The organism is Mycobacterium sp. (assembly GCF_049647605.1).
In the GTDB taxonomy this organism is placed as follows: domain Bacteria; phylum Actinomycetota; class Actinomycetes; order Mycobacteriales; family Mycobacteriaceae; genus Mycobacterium.
On record NZ_JBARXZ010000101.1, the window covers coordinates 13,867 to 29,327 of the forward strand.

The 15,461-nt window shown below is 65.3% G+C and carries 16 protein-coding genes and 1 pseudogene; 15 read left to right on the forward strand and 2 right to left on the reverse strand.

Annotated features, from left to right (window positions below; translation table 11 throughout):
* Both WBB07_RS13100 and WBB07_RS13105 read right to left on the reverse strand, forming a co-directional pair.
* The gene (locus WBB07_RS13100; protein WP_126315857.1) at positions 1–657 is read right to left on the reverse strand and encodes a hypothetical protein; all 657 of its coding nucleotides are present in this window, start codon (positions 655–657) and stop codon (positions 1–3) included.
* 11 nt (positions 658–668) lie between these two features.
* A complete protein-coding gene (locus WBB07_RS13105; RefSeq protein ID WP_419125598.1) occupies positions 669–899 on the reverse strand; it encodes a thermonuclease family protein in 231 nt (76 codons plus the stop codon).
* 81 nt (positions 900–980) lie between these two features.
* Between WBB07_RS13105 and WBB07_RS13110 the strand changes: the two genes are divergently transcribed.
* From WBB07_RS13110 to WBB07_RS13180, 15 genes and pseudogenes are all read left to right on the forward strand, one after another.
* Positions 981–2,204 (forward strand): tyrosine-type recombinase/integrase, encoded by a 1,224-nt coding sequence (locus WBB07_RS13110; protein ID WP_419125597.1) that lies wholly within the window; start codon positions 981–983, stop codon positions 2,202–2,204.
* Between the two features lie 44 nt (positions 2,205–2,248).
* Complete coding sequence (locus WBB07_RS13115; protein ID WP_526308308.1) at positions 2,249–4,582, forward strand: site-specific integrase; 2,334 nt, start codon at positions 2,249–2,251, stop codon at positions 4,580–4,582.
* A gap of 155 nt (positions 4,583–4,737) precedes the next feature.
* Positions 4,738–5,112, forward strand: coding sequence for an ArsR/SmtB family transcription factor (locus WBB07_RS13120; RefSeq protein ID WP_048424132.1), 375 nt, complete (start codon positions 4,738–4,740; stop codon positions 5,110–5,112).
* Positions 5,109–6,194: pseudogene (gene arsB, locus WBB07_RS13125) on the forward strand (ACR3 family arsenite efflux transporter); the annotation flags it as partial. The gene WBB07_RS13120 and the pseudogene arsB, both read left to right, overlap by 4 nt.
* A gap of 31 nt (positions 6,195–6,225) precedes the next feature.
* Complete coding sequence (locus WBB07_RS13130) at positions 6,226–6,897, forward strand: arsenate reductase ArsC (RefSeq protein WP_419125595.1); 672 nt, start codon at positions 6,226–6,228, stop codon at positions 6,895–6,897.
* A 4-nt stretch (positions 6,898–6,901) separates the two neighbouring features.
* On the forward strand, positions 6,902–7,327 hold the full coding sequence (locus WBB07_RS13135; protein WP_048424135.1) for an arsenate-mycothiol transferase ArsC: 426 nt from the start codon (positions 6,902–6,904) through the stop codon (positions 7,325–7,327).
* 81 nt (positions 7,328–7,408) lie between these two features.
* Positions 7,409–8,818 carry an FAD-dependent oxidoreductase gene (locus WBB07_RS13140; protein ID WP_048424136.1) on the forward strand — a complete coding sequence of 470 codons (1,410 nt, stop codon included), beginning with the start codon at positions 7,409–7,411 and terminating at the stop codon, positions 8,816–8,818.
* 476 nt (positions 8,819–9,294) lie between these two features.
* Positions 9,295–10,266, forward strand: coding sequence for a PstS family phosphate ABC transporter substrate-binding protein (locus tag WBB07_RS13145; RefSeq protein ID WP_236694298.1), 972 nt, complete (start codon positions 9,295–9,297; stop codon positions 10,264–10,266).
* The gene (pstC, locus tag WBB07_RS13150) at positions 10,263–11,228 is read left to right on the forward strand and encodes a phosphate ABC transporter permease subunit PstC (RefSeq protein WP_270713736.1); all 966 of its coding nucleotides are present in this window, start codon (positions 10,263–10,265) and stop codon (positions 11,226–11,228) included. Before WBB07_RS13145 ends, pstC begins: the two co-directional genes overlap by 4 nt.
* Positions 11,228–12,136, forward strand: a complete 909-nt coding sequence (gene pstA, locus WBB07_RS13155) for a phosphate ABC transporter permease PstA (RefSeq protein WP_419125594.1) — start codon at positions 11,228–11,230, stop codon at positions 12,134–12,136. Before pstC ends, pstA begins: the two co-directional genes overlap by 1 nt.
* Before the next feature lie 167 nt (positions 12,137–12,303).
* Positions 12,304–13,074, forward strand: coding sequence for a phosphate ABC transporter ATP-binding protein PstB (pstB, locus tag WBB07_RS13160; protein WP_270713994.1), 771 nt, complete (start codon positions 12,304–12,306; stop codon positions 13,072–13,074).
* Positions 13,075–13,186: 112 nt separating this feature from the next.
* A complete protein-coding gene (locus tag WBB07_RS13165) occupies positions 13,187–14,326 on the forward strand; it encodes a winged helix-turn-helix domain-containing protein (protein WP_333563685.1) in 1,140 nt (379 codons plus the stop codon).
* On the forward strand, positions 14,310–15,017 hold the full coding sequence (locus WBB07_RS13170) for an arsenate reductase ArsC (RefSeq protein ID WP_270713739.1): 708 nt from the start codon (positions 14,310–14,312) through the stop codon (positions 15,015–15,017). Before WBB07_RS13165 ends, WBB07_RS13170 begins: the two co-directional genes overlap by 17 nt.
* The gene (locus WBB07_RS13175) at positions 15,014–15,193 is read left to right on the forward strand and encodes a DUF3349 domain-containing protein (RefSeq protein WP_048424140.1); all 180 of its coding nucleotides are present in this window, start codon (positions 15,014–15,016) and stop codon (positions 15,191–15,193) included. The genes WBB07_RS13170 and WBB07_RS13175 overlap by 4 nt, the downstream gene beginning before the upstream one ends.
* Positions 15,190–15,461 (forward strand): Helicase associated domain protein (locus tag WBB07_RS13180; protein WP_526308313.1); only part of this gene is annotated, 272 nt, incomplete at its 3' end. The genes WBB07_RS13175 and WBB07_RS13180, both read left to right, overlap by 4 nt.

The following is a 15,461-nucleotide window of genomic DNA, read 5'->3' on the forward strand; positions in this document are numbered from 1 at the left end:
CTATGAGCTCCGCGTGGGTGCGATGCGGTGGCGGTACCGGTCGGGGAGGTACGCGCGATGGGCAGGACCGAATTGCCCTGCGTCGAAGACGACCAGCTGGCCTGTCCGCCGGCGCCCGAGCGTCCACCCGTCGACATCGGTCCACCACGGGTTGGCCAGGAGTTCCTCGTCGGTCAGATCGTCTGGCTCGACGACCGTGACGCGCTCCATCTCTAGGACACGAACGCCCGCAACGTAGGTCCACCGCGCGGGCGCGACGGGTGCCGCGATCGCCGCCGCAGCCTCAAGGTTGGACGTGGCCTCACCGTCAGGATTCATCGCGAGTTTCCATACGGACTCTGCCCCGATGATCACAATGCGCTGGGAGCCGGCGTCGAAGTCGTATCCGGTGTCGGCGCCGAGTGCCACCAGGACCGTCAGCGCGTCCTTGGTGAGCCTGTCGACGGGCTTGGTCGTGTGCCCTCGCCGTAGCGCGAGCCACACACAGAACGCCTGCAGTTCGATGATGCTCAGGCCCGCCAGCGCTTCGTCGGTGAGCCTCGCTGATGGATGGTAGATCTGCTCGATCCGCTTCAACAGCATTCCCACGTTGGGGGCTTCGATCGCCTGGTCGATCCGATGGACCGGCCCAGGACCTGTAGTCGACGTCGTTGGCATAGTTCGTTGTGTCAGAGTGGAGTCGATTGGGTGTTGCCGTTGCATGGCGGTCCCCAGAGCCCGCGGCCAGCGGCGCGTGCCTGCTCCTCGGCGGCCATGATCTCGGGGTACCGGCTCACCGGCTTGCCCCCGTACACGTAGGGGCGGGCCATGCCGGCCGCCACCGCGGTGACGGCAAAGTCGCGCCCGTCAGCAAGTTCGACGTAGGCCAGGGTCTTGTTAACTGCAGTTCGGCTGGGCACTTGGCGAGAATACGCAGGGGCGAGCTTGTCGGTCGGGCTGTTTAACCTCGGCAGCGTTGACCTTGTGGACCGGGGGCTGTGATGGATGACGAAGCCGAGTTGAGAGCGGTCGAGGGCCTCGATGTCGCGAAGGTCGGTGCGGTTCTGCATGGCAAGGCCGGGTCCTTGCCGTGGCGGTTGGTCGACGGATCGGGTGCAGAAATTGTCCACGTCAATCTATGGTTGGCCGATCTCGACGCTTGCGACAACTCACCGGCGACGTTGCGCGCCTATGCGTATGACCTGCTGAGCTGGACTCGTTTCCTCGATGCGGTGCACGTTGCCTGGGCAAACGCGACGCGAAGTGAAGTTCGTGATTGGGTTCGGTGGTACCGATGTCGGGCGAATCCTCAACGGCGCCGAGGATCGGACAGTCACCGGCCCGCGCCGGGCTCGGTGAATGAGCTGACCGGCAAGCCTTACCTCGACTCGTCGTACGCCCGGTCGGCGATAAATCGTCGTCTCTCGGCTCTTAGCGGCTTCTACGAGTTCGCTCTCGAGTCCGACTTGGGGCCGCTGATGAATCCGGTACCGAAATCGCGTGGAGATATCACTCGACTCGATGCACATGGTCAACCTTTCGACAGTCCAAGCCATCACGAGAAGAAGCGCGCCCCATACCGGCAAAAGTTGACTGATCGAGCGCCGCGCGCACTCAGCGACGGCCTCTACGAGGAGGTGTTCGCCACGCTGAGAACCAACCGGGACCGGGCCATCGTCGCCACCGCGATCTCTTCCGGCCTACGAGCCAGCGAATTACTCAGTATGCGGCGGGGTTTGCTTCATGCCGCGGATCAAACAGCGGAGATCATTCCCAAGGGCGGCAGTGGAAGTCGTGCTCTCGTTCGCATCAGTCCAGCAGCGTATCTCTGGATCGCCCGCTATCTTGCTGAGCGCCCGGTGGGGCCTCCAGACGAGCCGGTCTGGATGACGTTGCGCGGCTCCCGACGGCCACTGACTTACTGGGCTATGCGACAGATCCTGGAGCGCAGTAACGCGCTACTGGGCTCCAATGTCACCATGCACGACTTCCGCCACACTTTCTGCATGCGGCTCGCGCAAGACGAGAACATGACGATCGCGGAGATGCAGGAGCTGATGCGCCACTCGTCGATCGCCAGCACTACCCGTTACCTGCGGCCCAGCCTCACCGAACTCATCGACAAACTCGACCAGCACTGGAGCAAGCCCCCTATGCCTCCACCCGTGCCGGGGAAGGGCTACGCGGCAGAAGACCTCCAGGTGTTGTTTGGGCGGACCTTCTGATGCCGCGGGTTCTTACACGTGCACAGTCACTGGTGAGTTCGTCTGTGTTCGCCAACCATCCAGTCGAAGTGTTGCCGCCGTTGTCGCCGATGGCCGAGAACCACCCGTGGTTCGGAAACACCGTCACCGCCGTTGAACGCGAGCGCATCATTGCTTCCGGGCTTCCTCTGGTGATGGCGCGGATGAGTGCGAAGTATCGCAGTGAGGCCGAAGCCCGCAGCGGCGCCCGGCTCTGGCTGAGCCGACTGCTGGACTGGTTGGACGGCTACGCCGGCGAAAGCTATCAAGACCGTTGGAAAGCCAGCGATTCCGACAACCAGCCGAAAGCTTGGTGTCCCGCCTTGTCGACGGGTTCATACACGCGGCTTGGGGCGCGGCTGTCAATCAATGCCCTCATTCTCCTGGGCGTGATTCGCCCAGGCTACGACTGGCTGATCGAGAACAAACAGGCCCGTTTCTACCGCGACTGGACAACCACCCACGAACCCGCGGCGTGGGATCGCTACTTCGCCGCTGCCGAGCACGAGGGCGCACCCGAACTGAAGACGTGGCGAACCGTCACCCACCTTGTGCGCATCAGCATCGTCAACGGACTGCCAATCACCGAGTTGCAGAGCCAGCACGTGTTGGGCTACCGAAAATTTCTGACCACGACCGGCAGGACGCCGGGCGATCTTCACGCCATGTGGCACTACGGACGCCGCGGCGGGCTGTTCGCCGGTGAAGCCGACGATCTGCGGCGCTACCTAATAGCCAAACGCCTCAACCCCACCGAACTGGTCGACCGCTTCGACGTGCGAGCCCCCAGCGTTCGCAGGCTCTTGATTGCCTACCTTGCTGAAATCGCCGCCGGCCAAGACTACGCCAGCCTCGACGGAACAAGCCGAAACCTGGTGAAGCTGTTCTGGAAGCCGATCGAAGACGCCAATCCCGGCATCGACACAATCAGCCTGACCAGAGCCCAGGCGACAGCATGGAAGGAGTGGTTGCGCACCAAACCAGACGGAACACCGCGCCGCCACGCGGAGAGCATTCTGGGAGCGGTCCGCAGCTTCTACCTCGATGTGGCCGCCTGGGCCCACGAGGATCCCTCAACGTGGGCGCACTGGGCTGTCGCGTGTCCGGTCAGCATCCGCGACGTCCGAGGTCAACAGAAGCGCCGGGCCCAGCGGGCACACCGCATGCAAGCACGCACCCGCACCCTCGCACCGCACATCGATGCACTCGTCGCCGCGGCCCGAGCCGCCTACCTGCAAGCCGTCGAGTTGCAAGACGCAGCCAAGACCGCGCCGGTCGAAGAACCCTTCTCCGTGCAGGGGAACACCTACATCAAGCACGCCCCGCGCAAACACGCCGATCGGGTACGCATCAACACCCTGCGAGATGGGGCAGAGACACGAGTGGACCTACACCACAACGTTACCCGCGCCTTCATGACGTGGACGATCATCGAGATCCTGCGTCACACCGGCATCCGGATCGAAGAGATGCTCGAACTGACCCACTTGAGCATTAAGCAGTACCGCAAGCCCGATGGCACCGTGATCCCGCTCCTGCAGATCGCACCCAGCAAGACCGATCAAGAGCGGATATTTCCCTGCAGCCCGGAGTTGACGACCACGTTGGCGAGACTGGTGGAGTTTGTCAGCATCGACGGCCGGGTCCCGCTGTGCTGCCGTATCGACACGCAGGAGCGCCAAGTATCGGCGCCGCTGCCACATCTGATCCAGATCCGCGAGGGCGGACGTTCCCGCGTCATCAACCAATGCACAGTCCGAAAATGGCTGTCGGAGTTGGCCAACGACATGGGCTTGACGGGCGCCGATGGTGCCGCGCTCTATTTCACGCCCCATGACTTCCGTCGCATCTTCATCACCGACATCGTCAACGCTGGTTTTCCCATTCATCTGGCCGCAAGGATCGTGGGCCACAACAACATCGAAGTCACCCGTGGATACACCGCGGTGTATCAGAAAGATGTCTTCGAAGCGTACGACCGCTTCATCGACAACCGCAGACAAGCGCGACCCTCCGCCGAATACCGTGAGCCCACACAAGTTGAGTGGGACGACTTCATCGAGCACTTCGGCCAGCGCCGGATTGCGCTCGGCAACTGCCATCGTCCCTACGGATCTGACTGCACTCATGAACATGCTTGCCTTCGCTGCGATTTTTGCGAGGTAGAGCCCTCCCAGGCTGAAAGGCTCGACGCGATTCGCGACAACCTTCGCGCCCAGGTCGACGAAGCCCACAAGAACCGGTGGCTGGGCGACGTGAATCAGTTGCGCATCACCATTGAGCACGCCGACCGCAAGGCGGCCAGACTCGCAGCCCTAGCCGACGCGGCCCCAGTACTTCTGGCCCCGCGCACGTTCTGACAGCACCGGCAAGGCTGCCTCTGTCAGCCCTCGTGCTGGCTGGTGACATACAGAGCGGGCGGCTCGCTCGGACAGAGTGAAGACCTGATCACTATCAGCGCGAGTTCACCAAGTGTTCGCTTGCCCGCAGATTCGATGTCTGTCAATATCGATGTATGTCGAATCCAGAGGGCGCGGTCGCGGACGCGTGTTGCGTGACGCCGCCGCTGCTGCGTGAGCCGTTGAGTGAGCCGACCGCAGTCGAGGTGGCTAGAAAGTTGAAGGCGCTGGCTGATCCGGTGCGGCTGCGGCTGTTCAGTGCGATCGCCAGTCATTCCGGTGGTGAGGCATGCGTCTGTGACGTCTCGGGTGGGATTGATGTCTCGCAGCCCACGGTGTCGCATCATCTCAAGGTGCTGCGCGACGCTGGCTTGCTGACGTCGGAACGCCGGGCGTCGTGGGTGTATTACGCCGTGGTCCCCGAGGCGCTGCGTGAGATCGCAGCGCTCTTGGATCTCGATACCGCAGCCTTGGCAGGGGTGACGGCATGACCGACACGGTGGCCTCGAATTCCTCGACGCCGGTGGTGGGCAAGTTGTCCACCCTGGATCGGTTCCTGCCGGTGTGGATCGGTGTCGCGATGGTCGCCGGGCTACTGCTCGGTCGGGGGATTCCGGGGTTGAATACCGCGCTGGAAAGCGTTCAGGTCGACGGTATTTCGTTGCCGATCGCCCTCGGCCTGTTGATCATGATGTATCCGGTGCTGGCGAAGGTCCGCTATGACCGCCTCGACACCGTGACCGGCGACCGCAAACTGCTGCTGTCCTCGTTGTTCTTGAACTGGGTGTTCGGTCCGGCGTTGATGTTCGCCCTGGCGTGGCTAATGCTGCCCGACCTGCCCGAGTACCGCACCGGGCTGATCATCGTCGGTCTGGCCCGTTGCATCGCCATGGTGATCATCTGGAACGACCTGGCCTGCGGCGACCGCGAAGCCGCCGCCGTCCTGGTCGCGCTGAACTCGATCTTTCAGGTCATCATGTTCGCCGTCCTGGGCTGGTTCTACCTGTCAGTCCTGCCCGGTTGGCTGGGCCTGGAGCAGACCACCATCGCCACCTCGCCGTGGCAGATCGCCAAGTCGGTGCTGATCTTTTTGGGCATCCCACTGCTGGCCGGCTACCTGTCGCGCCGGCTCGGGGAGAAGGCGAAGGGCCGCGACTGGTACGAGTCGAAGTTCCTGCCCCGGATCGGGCCGTGGGCATTGTACGGCCTGCTGTTCACCATTGTGATTCTCTTTGCACTGCAGGGCGATCAGATCACCAGCCAGCCGCTGGATGTGGTGCGGATTGCGCTGCCCCTGCTGGTGTACTTCACGATCATGTGGGGTGGGGGCTATCTGCTCGGCGCCGCGATCGGTTTGGGCTATCAGCGCACCACGACGCTGGCATTCACCGCGGCGGGCAACAACTTTGAGTTGGCCATCGCCGTCGCGATCGCCACCTACGGTGCCACCTCCGGCCAAGCCCTGGCGGGGGTGGTCGGCCCCCTTATCGAGGTCCCCGTCCTGGTCGCCCTGGTCTACGTATCACTGGCCCTGCGGCGACGTTTCGCCGATCAGAGCACTGCATCTTCAGCCACTATCTCGACGACGAAGGAGTCGTAGCACCATGTCTAACAGCCCCGCCGCCGTCCGGCCGCACCGCGACCTGTCCATCGATCAACAGCACGCCCTGACCACCGCGGCGACACGGCTGGAGCGCGATTTCGGCGACAGCTTCGGCGTCGAGACGATCGAACGGTTCCTGCACACCTCCTATGACCAGTTCGCCGGCCGCGCCACCATCCCCAACTTCCTTCCGCTGCTGGCCGAACGGTTCGCCCGCCAACGCCTGCACGCCCTGGCTCGAGTGGAGGGCAAGATCAGTGACGGCAAGCCCACCGTGCTGTTCCTGTGCACCCACAACGCGGGTCGTTCCCAGATGGCGCTGGGTTTCTTCACCCACCTCGCCGGCGAGGACGCGGTGGCGTGGTCGGGTGGCTCCGAACCCGGTAATGCCATCAACCCCTCGGCTGTCGCGGCGATGGCCGAGGTCGGCATCGACATCACCAGCGAGTTCCCGAAGCCCTGGACCGACGAGATCGTCCAGGCCGCCGACGTGGTGATCACCATGGGCTGCGGCGATGCCTGCCCCATCTTCCCCGGCAAACGCTACGAAAACTGGGAGCTACCCGACCCCGCTGGCCAAGACGTCGATGCGGTCCGCCCCATCCGCGACGACATCGAAGAACGCGTCCGACGCCTGCTCGCCGAACTCCACGCCACCGCCCAACAGGCCTGACCCGATGACCGAGACCCACACGCCCTCAGTGCTGTTCGTCTGCGTCAAAAACGGCGGCAAATCGCAGATGGCCGCCGGTCTCATGCGCCAACTCGCCGGCGATACGGTGATCGTGTACTCGGCCGGCACCAAACCCGGCACCGCGGTCAACGAGCTGTCCGCCCAGGCCCTTCTCGAAGTGGGTGTCGACATCACCGCTGAGCAGCCCAAGCCGGTCGACTACGAGCTGGCTCGCGATGTCGACCTCGTGGTCACCCTCGGCCGCGAAGCCACCCTGGATCCGCTGCCGGGCACGCGCGTGGAGAACTGGGACACCGACGAACCGTCTGAGCGCGGCATCGACGGCCTGGACCGGATGCGCCTGGTCCGCGACGACATCGCCACCCGCGTCCAGCAGCTGCACACCACGCTGACCACTTCCACGTCCTGACACCCACCCAAACCCGGTTTCGCAGCTGCAGCGCGGCAGCACACCCCTTTTGCCACTCGATGCCACCGAGGAGACTTCGTCATGCCCGCACGCCACATCGTCGCGATCGGCGGCAGCGACGCCGGAATCAGCGCCGCCCTACGCATCCGTGAACTCGACCCCAGCACTGACGTCACCGTGGTCGTCGCCGACGCCTACCCGAACTTCTCCATCTGCGGCATCCCGTACTACGTCTCCGGGGAGGTCACGCACTGGAGCAATCTGGCGCACCGCAGCGCCGACGACCTGGCCGCCACCGGCATGCGGGTCCTCACCGACACCCGCGCCACCCGAATCAACGTCGCCGAGCACACCCTCGACATCCTCGACCCCACCGGGGCGCCCACTGAACTGTCCTATGACGCCCTGGTGGTGGGGACCGGCGCCGTCAGCGCCCTCCCACCGATCGACGGCCTGACCGGACCGGGCGCACTCGGCCCCAAAGATGGCGTGCACCTGCTGCATTCGATGGGCGACACCTTCGCCGTCATGGACTCCTTACAACAGCGCGACCCCAAGACCGCGGTCATCATCGGCGCCGGCTACATCGGCCTGGAAATGGCTGAAGGACTCACCACCCGCGGGATCGCCGTCACCCAGATCGAGGCGCTCCCCGAAGTGCTCCCGACCGTCGACCCCGAGCTGGGCGCCCTGGTCCACGACGAACTGGAACGCCACGGCGTGCAGGTCCTCACCAACACCACTGTCTCCGCCGTCACCCGCACCGCCACCGGCGCGTTGACGGTGACCGCCCACCGGGGCGGCGAAACACTGCAGCAGACAGTCGATTTCGTGCTCGTCGTGGTCGGTGTGAAGCCTGATGTGGAGCTGGCCGCCGATGCCGGCGCCGAACTCGGAATCAAAGGTGCCATCGCCGTCGACGAGTCCATGCGCACCAACCTGGCGGATGTGTTCGCCGCCGGGGACTGCGTGCACACCCACCACCGTCTCCTCGGCCCGACGTGGCTGCCGCTGGGCACCACCGCCCACAAGCAGGGCCGCGTCGCCGGGGAGAACGCCCTCGGAGGAGCGGCACGCTTCGCCGGCAGCCTCGGCACCCAGGTCGTCAAAGTCTTCGACCTGGTGGCCGCCCGTACCGGCCTGCGCGACCACGAAGTACTCGCCGCCGACCGAGGCTGGACACCGGTCACCACCGCGGCCACCCCGGATGACCACAAGGCCTACTACCCTGGCGCCACCACCATCCACATCCGGATCACCGGCGACCAACGCAGCGGCCGCCTTTTAGGTGCCCAACTCGTCGGCCACCGCAGTGCCGAAGTGTCGAAACGGGTCGACACCTACGCCACCGCACTCTTCCATGAGATGACCGTTGACGGACTCTCGGCGCTGGACCTGTCCTACACCCCGCCGCTGGGATCACCGTGGGATGCCACCCAGATGGCCGCCCAGGTATGGACACGGACTCTGTTGTCCGGCGCCGTTCGCTAGTACCGGCATCAACGACGGTACCGTCCCACGCTTTTTCGGCCCCTGCTGACGGTCGGGCCGCTGGTTCATCTGCAGCGGGAACCGATTGCACGCGGACCCGGATAGGCTCCGTTCCGCGCGAAGACAAACTCACCGGCTAAACCCGTCATCGACGCAGGTGTGCGAACCCGTCGCCGCAGCCGAGGGCGCACGTCGGATCACAGGTGCGCTGCCTGTCTGCCGGTGCGAGCAACAAAGGATCAGCCCCGCCCAGCACCTGGGGCGACTCGACGCCCGCACTGCATCGCGCTAGTGCTCGCGCGGATGCGCCCTTCGGCATCTCCCTTAGATGATCAGCGGTGCTCGCGAGACATGTCTGGCACTGTCAATGTCAGTTCATATTCCGTTCATACTACTTGTGTTTTGTGTACCCGACAGAACGATGAACCGGCACCTGGATGTGGACTTCGAGGTGTCTCAGCGATGAGGAGATGCATGTGAAGATCCGCCTTCGGAAGCGCGCGGGCTGGGCGGCGATGGGTGCGGCCGCCGCATTGGCGTTGACGGCCTGCGGTGGGGGTGGCAACGGCGGCGCCTCGGGAGTGGAGGGCCAAGTGTCTGGTCCGGTCGTCATTGATGGCTCCAGCACGGTTGAGCCGCTGTCGTCGGCGGCCGCGGAGCTGTTCATGGAGCAGCACCCGGATGTCAACGTCACGGTGGGCACCTCGGGCACCGGCGGTGGGTTCGAGAAGTTCTGCGCCGGCGAGACCGACGTCTCGGATGCGTCGCGGCCGATCAAGGACAGTGAGATCGAAATCTGCACCAAGAACGGCATCGAATACAGCGAGCTGATCGTGGCCAACGACGCGCTGTCGGTGGTGGTGAATAAGGAGAACACCTGGGCGAGCTGCCTGACGGTGGACCAGTTGACGAAGATTTGGGCGCCGGGCTCGACGGTCAAGAACTGGAATGAGGTCGACCCGTCGTTCCCGAATGAGCCGTTGCAGTTGTTCGGTGCGGGGTCGGATTCGGGCACCTTCGATTACTTCACCCAGGCCATCAACGGGGAAGAAGGTGCTAGCCGCACCGACTACAACCCCACCGAAGACGACAACGTGACGGTGCAGGGTGTGTCGGCCACCAAGGGCGCGCTGGGCTACTTCGGCTATTCCTACCTGGAAGCCAACGCCGACAAGGTGAAGGGCATCGAGGTCGACGGCGGCGACGGCTGTGTGGCTCCGTCGGTGCAGACCGCTCAGGACGGCACCTACAAGCCGCTGTCGCGGCCACTGTTCATCTACGTCTCCGACGCTGGCCTGGCCAAGCCGCAGGTGGTGGCGTTCGCGGACTTCTACCTGGATTCCAACACCGACATCGTGGAAGCGGCCAAGTTCATCCCGTTGACCGAGGAGCAGCTCGCGACGGCACGTGCAGACCTCGACGCGTTGCACGCCAAGGAAGGCAAGTGAGTTCACAGTCTGTGACCGCGGGCGCCCCGACCGATCCTGGTCTGGGCGCCGGCGGTGACCTGATCACCGGTCGCCGCCGCCCCGGCGAAGCCGTTATCAAGGCACTGCTGGCGTCCTCAGCGTTCCTGTCGGTGGCCGTCACCGTGGGCATCGTGATCGCGCTGCTGACCCCGCTGCTGACGTTCTTCCAGAACGTCAGCATCGTCGAATTCCTCACCGGTACCACCTGGACGGCCGGCTTCGGGGCCAAGACGTCGTGGACGGATAAGCAGTGGGGGGTGCTGCCGCTGGTGATGGGCACGCTGACCACGACCGTGATCGCGCTCGCGGTGGCGGTACCCCTGGGTTTGGGTGCGGCCACCTACTTGTCGGAGTACGCCAGCGAGCGTGTCCGACGCACCGTCAAACCCATCCTGGAAGTCCTGGCCGGCGTGCCGACAGTGGTCTACGGCGTCATCGCGTTGACACTGCTGACCCCGGTGCTGCAGTCGGTGACCGGCGCGCAGATCTTCAACAACCTGTCCCCGGGCATCGTGATGGGTTTCATGATCGTGCCGACGGTGGCCTCGCTGTCGGAGGACGCGATGTCCGCGGTGCCGCGAGCGATGCGCGAAGGGTCCTATGCGTTGTCAGCCAATCGCATGCAGACCACGGTGCGGGTCGTGATTCCCGCCGCCCTGTCCGGAATCGTGGCCGCGATCGTGTTGGGCATGTCGCGGGCGGTCGGGGAGACGATGATCGTCGCGATCGCGGCGGGCAGCCAGCCCGTGTTCACGATCAATCCGCTGGTGGGCGCTCAGACCATGACGGGATTTATCGCCCAGGTCGCCAGCGGTGACGCCCCGCAGGGCAGCCCGGTCTATTACTCGCTGTTCGCGGTCGGGGCCCTGCTGTTCCTGATGACCCTGGTGATCAACATCTTCAGCATCGCTTTGGTGCGCAAATATCGACAGGCCTACTGATGACTTCGCAATCGATTGATCCGCCCGTGGCCCGCCCGGACCTGAGCACCGACAACAAGACCAAGCCCGACATCGGCTCGGTGGTGTTCGCCGCAGCGCTATGGGCGTGCCTGGTTGTCTCGTGTCTGTTCCTGCTCGCAGTGTTGGGCGCGATCCTGGTGGAAGGCCTCTCCCGGCTGGACTGGGCATTGATCTCCGAGCAGCCCTCACGGTTGCGGCCCGAAACCTCCGGGGTGCAGTCAGCGATCTTCGGCACGCTGTGGGTGATGCTGGGCACCATCGTGTTGGCCTTGCCTGTCGGCATCGCCGGCGCCATCTACCTGGAGGAATACGCCGACAACACCCGGTGGTGGAACCGGCTGATCGAACTGAACATCCAGAATCTAGTGGCGGTGCCCACCATCATCTACGGCATCTTGACGTTGGCGTTCGTGGTGCGCGGACCGCTGTCGATCGGGCCGGTTGCACTGGCCGGCTCGGCGGCACTGGCGCTGCTGATCCTGCCGGTCATCATCATCACCACCCGCGAGGCGTTGCGGGCGGTGCCCCGCGACATCCGGGATGCCTCGCTGGCGTTGGGCGCCAGCCAATGGCAGACCACCTGGCGACAGGTGCTGCCGTCGGCGGTGTCCGGTATCGCCACCGGCACGATCCTGGCGCTGTCGCGGGCCATCGGCGAGGCCGCGCCACTGATCCTGGTCGGGGCCACGGTGTTCGTCACGGTCAATCCCGACGGGGTGCTCGACCGCTACACCGTGCTTCCGGTGCAGATCTTCAACCTGGTCAAGCTACCCGAAGCCGACAACGTGAAGTTGGCCTGGGCCACGATCCTGCTGCTGATGATCATCCTGCTCGCGATGAACGCGTTGGCGATCTGGATGCGCAACCGCTTCCAGCGCCGCTGGTGACCGACCACCCCCACTTCCAGAAAGACTTCCTCATGAACGAGTCCACCCCCGCCACCCTGCCCACCGCCGCGTCCGCTGATCTCGACGAGCAGGACAAAGCCCTCCTCGCCAAGCTGAACACCAGGAAGGTACCCACACCGCCGTCGCAGACCAAGGTGTCCGCCGGCATGATCACCACCGAGGACCTCGGCGTCAGCTACGGCGACTTCCTGGCCGTCGCCGGGGTCAACCTGGCCTTCCAGCGCCACGAGATCACCGCCCTGATCGGCCCGTCCGGGTGCGGCAAGTCCACCGTGCTGCGGTGCTTGAACCGGATGAATGACCTGGTGCCCTCAGCGCGAGTACATGGCACAATCCGCTTCCGCGGCACCGACATTCACCAGGACGGCGTGGATGTCATCGAACTGCGCCGCCGGGTCGGCATGGTGTTCCAGAAGCCCAACCCGTTCCCCAAATCCATCTACGACAACGTGGCCTACGGGCCGCGGGTGACCGGCATGAAGCCCGCCAGCATGGACGATGTGGTCGAAGAAGCGCTGCGCGGGGCGGCCCTGTGGGAGGAAGTCAAAGACAAACTCAAGCAGAACGCCACCGGCCTGTCCGGCGGCCAACAGCAGCGGCTGTGCATCGCGCGCACCATCGCCACCCGCCCCGAGGTGATCCTGATGGACGAGCCGTGCTCAGCGCTCGATCCCATCGCCACCGCCAAAATCGAGGATTTGATGGTGGGCCTGGCCGAGCAGTTCACCATCATCATCGTCACCCACAACATGCAGCAGGCCGCCCGGGTCTCCCACCGCACCGCCTTCTTCACCGCCGAGGCCGACGAACACGGAAAACGGCTGGGCAAGCTCGTCGAATACACCACCACCGAGGCGCTGTTCTCCAACCCCGAAGATCCGCGCACCGAGGCCTACATCAGCGGCCGATTCGGCTAACAGCACCGACACCAACGTTGCACCGTGGCGGTGTCGTCGTCGACGACCACAATGAGCAGACGGCCTACACGCAGGCCGTCTGCTGCCGACACCGCCACGAGAGGCGACTGCGTTGACCTCCACGCCCCCGCCCGCACCGCACGACATCGTGACCGCCGGGCCGCTGCGCGTCGACCGCGCCAGCCACCAAGCCACCTTGCACGGGCACACCGCGATCCTCACCGCCCGCGAACTCGAGGTCCTGCTGTTCTTCTGCGCCCAACGCGGCCGGGTGTGCAGCGCCGAAGACATCGCCGCCGTCGTGTGGGGCCAGTCGCAAAAAACCAACAGCATCGCCGTGCACGTCAAACGCCTGCGCGCCAAACTGCCGCTGGAACGCACCCACGGCGGCCCCCTCATCTGGAATGTCCGCGGCGCCGGATACCGCCTGGCCCCGGTCCTCGTCGACGACGCCGAACCGCATCTGGCCGCCCCCCACTCGACCGCCATCGTCCCGGCGCTCCCCGCCCAACCAGAAGCCCCACCCGCGCCGCCAGCCTCTAGACAAACCCCTAATGACTCAGCCATCATTGAGGCAATGAATATTGAGCGATCGGTGTCGGTGGAGCAGCGGGTGGCCATGCACGCCGCGCTGGCTGACCCCCACCGTCTGCGAATCGTGGATTACCTGGCGCTCGGTGACGCGTCGCCGTCGGAACTGCAGACCGCGCTATCCATGCCGTCGAACTTGGTGGCCCATCACCTCAACGTGCTGCAGGCCAGCGGCCTGGTGCTGCGCGACACGTCGCACGCCGATCGTCGCCGCACCTATGTGCGGCTCGCCCCGACCGGCCTGCGGGATCTGCTGCCGGTGACGTCATCTCCTGCGTCGCGGGTGGTGTTCGTCTGTACGCAGAACTCGGCGCGCAGCCAGCTGGCCACCGCCTTGTGGAACCAGCAGTCAGCCATTCCGTCCACCTCGGCGGGCACCCACCCCGCCGACCAGATCAACCCGCTGGCCGTCGATGCCGCGCAGCGCCACCGCCTTACGCTCGCCGATCAGCAACCCCAACTGCTCGACGATGTGCTGCGCCCCGACGACCTGGTGGTGGTGGTCTGCGACAACGCCCACGAGCATCTACCCACCGGACTGGCGCGGCTGCACTGGTCGGTCCCCGACCCGGTGACCGCCGCGCAGCCGTCGGCGTTTGACGCCGTGGTCGATGAATTGTCCGGGCGCATCAGCACTCTCGCCCATGCGGTCGGTACCTAAGGAGGGGAATGTGACCAGCGTGTTGTCGCCGCGTGCGGCGCTGTCGGTCGACCAGCGGCAAGCCATGCACACCGCGGCCACCCGGATGTGTCGCGACTACGCCGACACGTTCAGCATCGAGACCATCGAGGAGTTCCTGTACTCCTCCTACGACACGCTCGCCCTCGGCGCGGCGATCACCAACTATCTGCCGCTGCTGGCCGAACGCTTCGCCCGGCAACGCCTCACCGCGCTCGCCACAGTCGAGGGGCACCCCCGCGACGAGAAACCCATTGTCTTGTTCGTCTGCACCCACAACACCGCGCGCTCGCAGATGGCGATGGGATTGTTCACCGCATTGGCCGGCGACCGCGCCGTGGCCTGGTCGGCAGGCTCGATGCCCGGCCGCGTTGTCGACAGCGAGGCCGTGACGGCGATGGCCGCACATGACATCGACATCTCCGGCGAATACCCCAAACCGTGGACCGAGGAGATCATCCGCGCCGCGGACGTCGTGGTGACCATGGGCTGCGGCGATGCGTGCCCCGTCCTGCCTGGGCCGCGCTACCAGAACTGGAAGATCGACGACCCCGCCGGTTGTGCCCCAAGCAGGGTCGACTGCATCTTCGACAACCTCGACGACCGGATCCGAGATCTGCTGACAGAGTTGAACATTGAGCCCCAGCTGCCCGCCGGGGCGGCGACGTCATGAACACCGCACCGGGAAGCGTCGTGGCGCGGTTCGTCGGCTGGGTGCGCTCCGGCTACCCCACAACCGCTCCCCGTGGCGGGCACTGCGCCGCACTGGCGCTGCTCGGCAACGACGAGGTACACCCGGTCGCGGCAATCCTCGCGCTGCAGAACGACACCCCCACGCAACGGCGGTGAACACCACCGGCACGCTGTGCTGCGCGCACCCACCGGCCTCCGGGGAGGCCCAACCCACCCCATGGGCAGTCGTCCTTGCGGCGCTGCGCCGCTACGAGCAGCACCGCCACAGCGTCGACGTCCCGCCCCGCACCCGCGCCTACGGCGTCGCGCTGGGCCGCTGCATCAGCGCTCTGCGCGCGAACTACTGGAACGGCCACCTGGACCCCGACATCATCGCCGACGTGGAGGCCGTGCCCGGCTGGCACTGGGGAGACCCGCCCCCAGG

Coding starts and splice junctions, on each gene's coding strand:
- WBB07_RS13100 (WP_126315857.1), bottom strand. CDS start 657: ATGCCAACGACGTCGACTACAGGTCCTGGGCCGGTCCATCGGATCGAC.
- WBB07_RS13110 (WP_419125597.1), top strand. CDS start 981: ATGGATGACGAAGCCGAGTTGAGAGCGGTCGAGGGCCTCGATGTCGCG.
- WBB07_RS13120 (WP_048424132.1), top strand. CDS start 4,738: ATGTCGAATCCAGAGGGCGCGGTCGCGGACGCGTGTTGCGTGACGCCG.
- WBB07_RS13130 (WP_419125595.1), top strand. CDS start 6,226: ATGTCTAACAGCCCCGCCGCCGTCCGGCCGCACCGCGACCTGTCCATC.
- WBB07_RS13135 (WP_048424135.1), top strand. CDS start 6,902: ATGACCGAGACCCACACGCCCTCAGTGCTGTTCGTCTGCGTCAAAAAC.
- WBB07_RS13140 (WP_048424136.1), top strand. CDS start 7,409: ATGCCCGCACGCCACATCGTCGCGATCGGCGGCAGCGACGCCGGAATC.
- pstA (WP_419125594.1), top strand. CDS start 11,228: ATGACTTCGCAATCGATTGATCCGCCCGTGGCCCGCCCGGACCTGAGC.
- pstB (WP_270713994.1), top strand. CDS start 12,304: ATGATCACCACCGAGGACCTCGGCGTCAGCTACGGCGACTTCCTGGCC.
- WBB07_RS13170 (WP_270713739.1), top strand. CDS start 14,310: ATGCGGTCGGTACCTAAGGAGGGGAATGTGACCAGCGTGTTGTCGCCG.
- WBB07_RS13175 (WP_048424140.1), top strand. CDS start 15,014: ATGAACACCGCACCGGGAAGCGTCGTGGCGCGGTTCGTCGGCTGGGTG.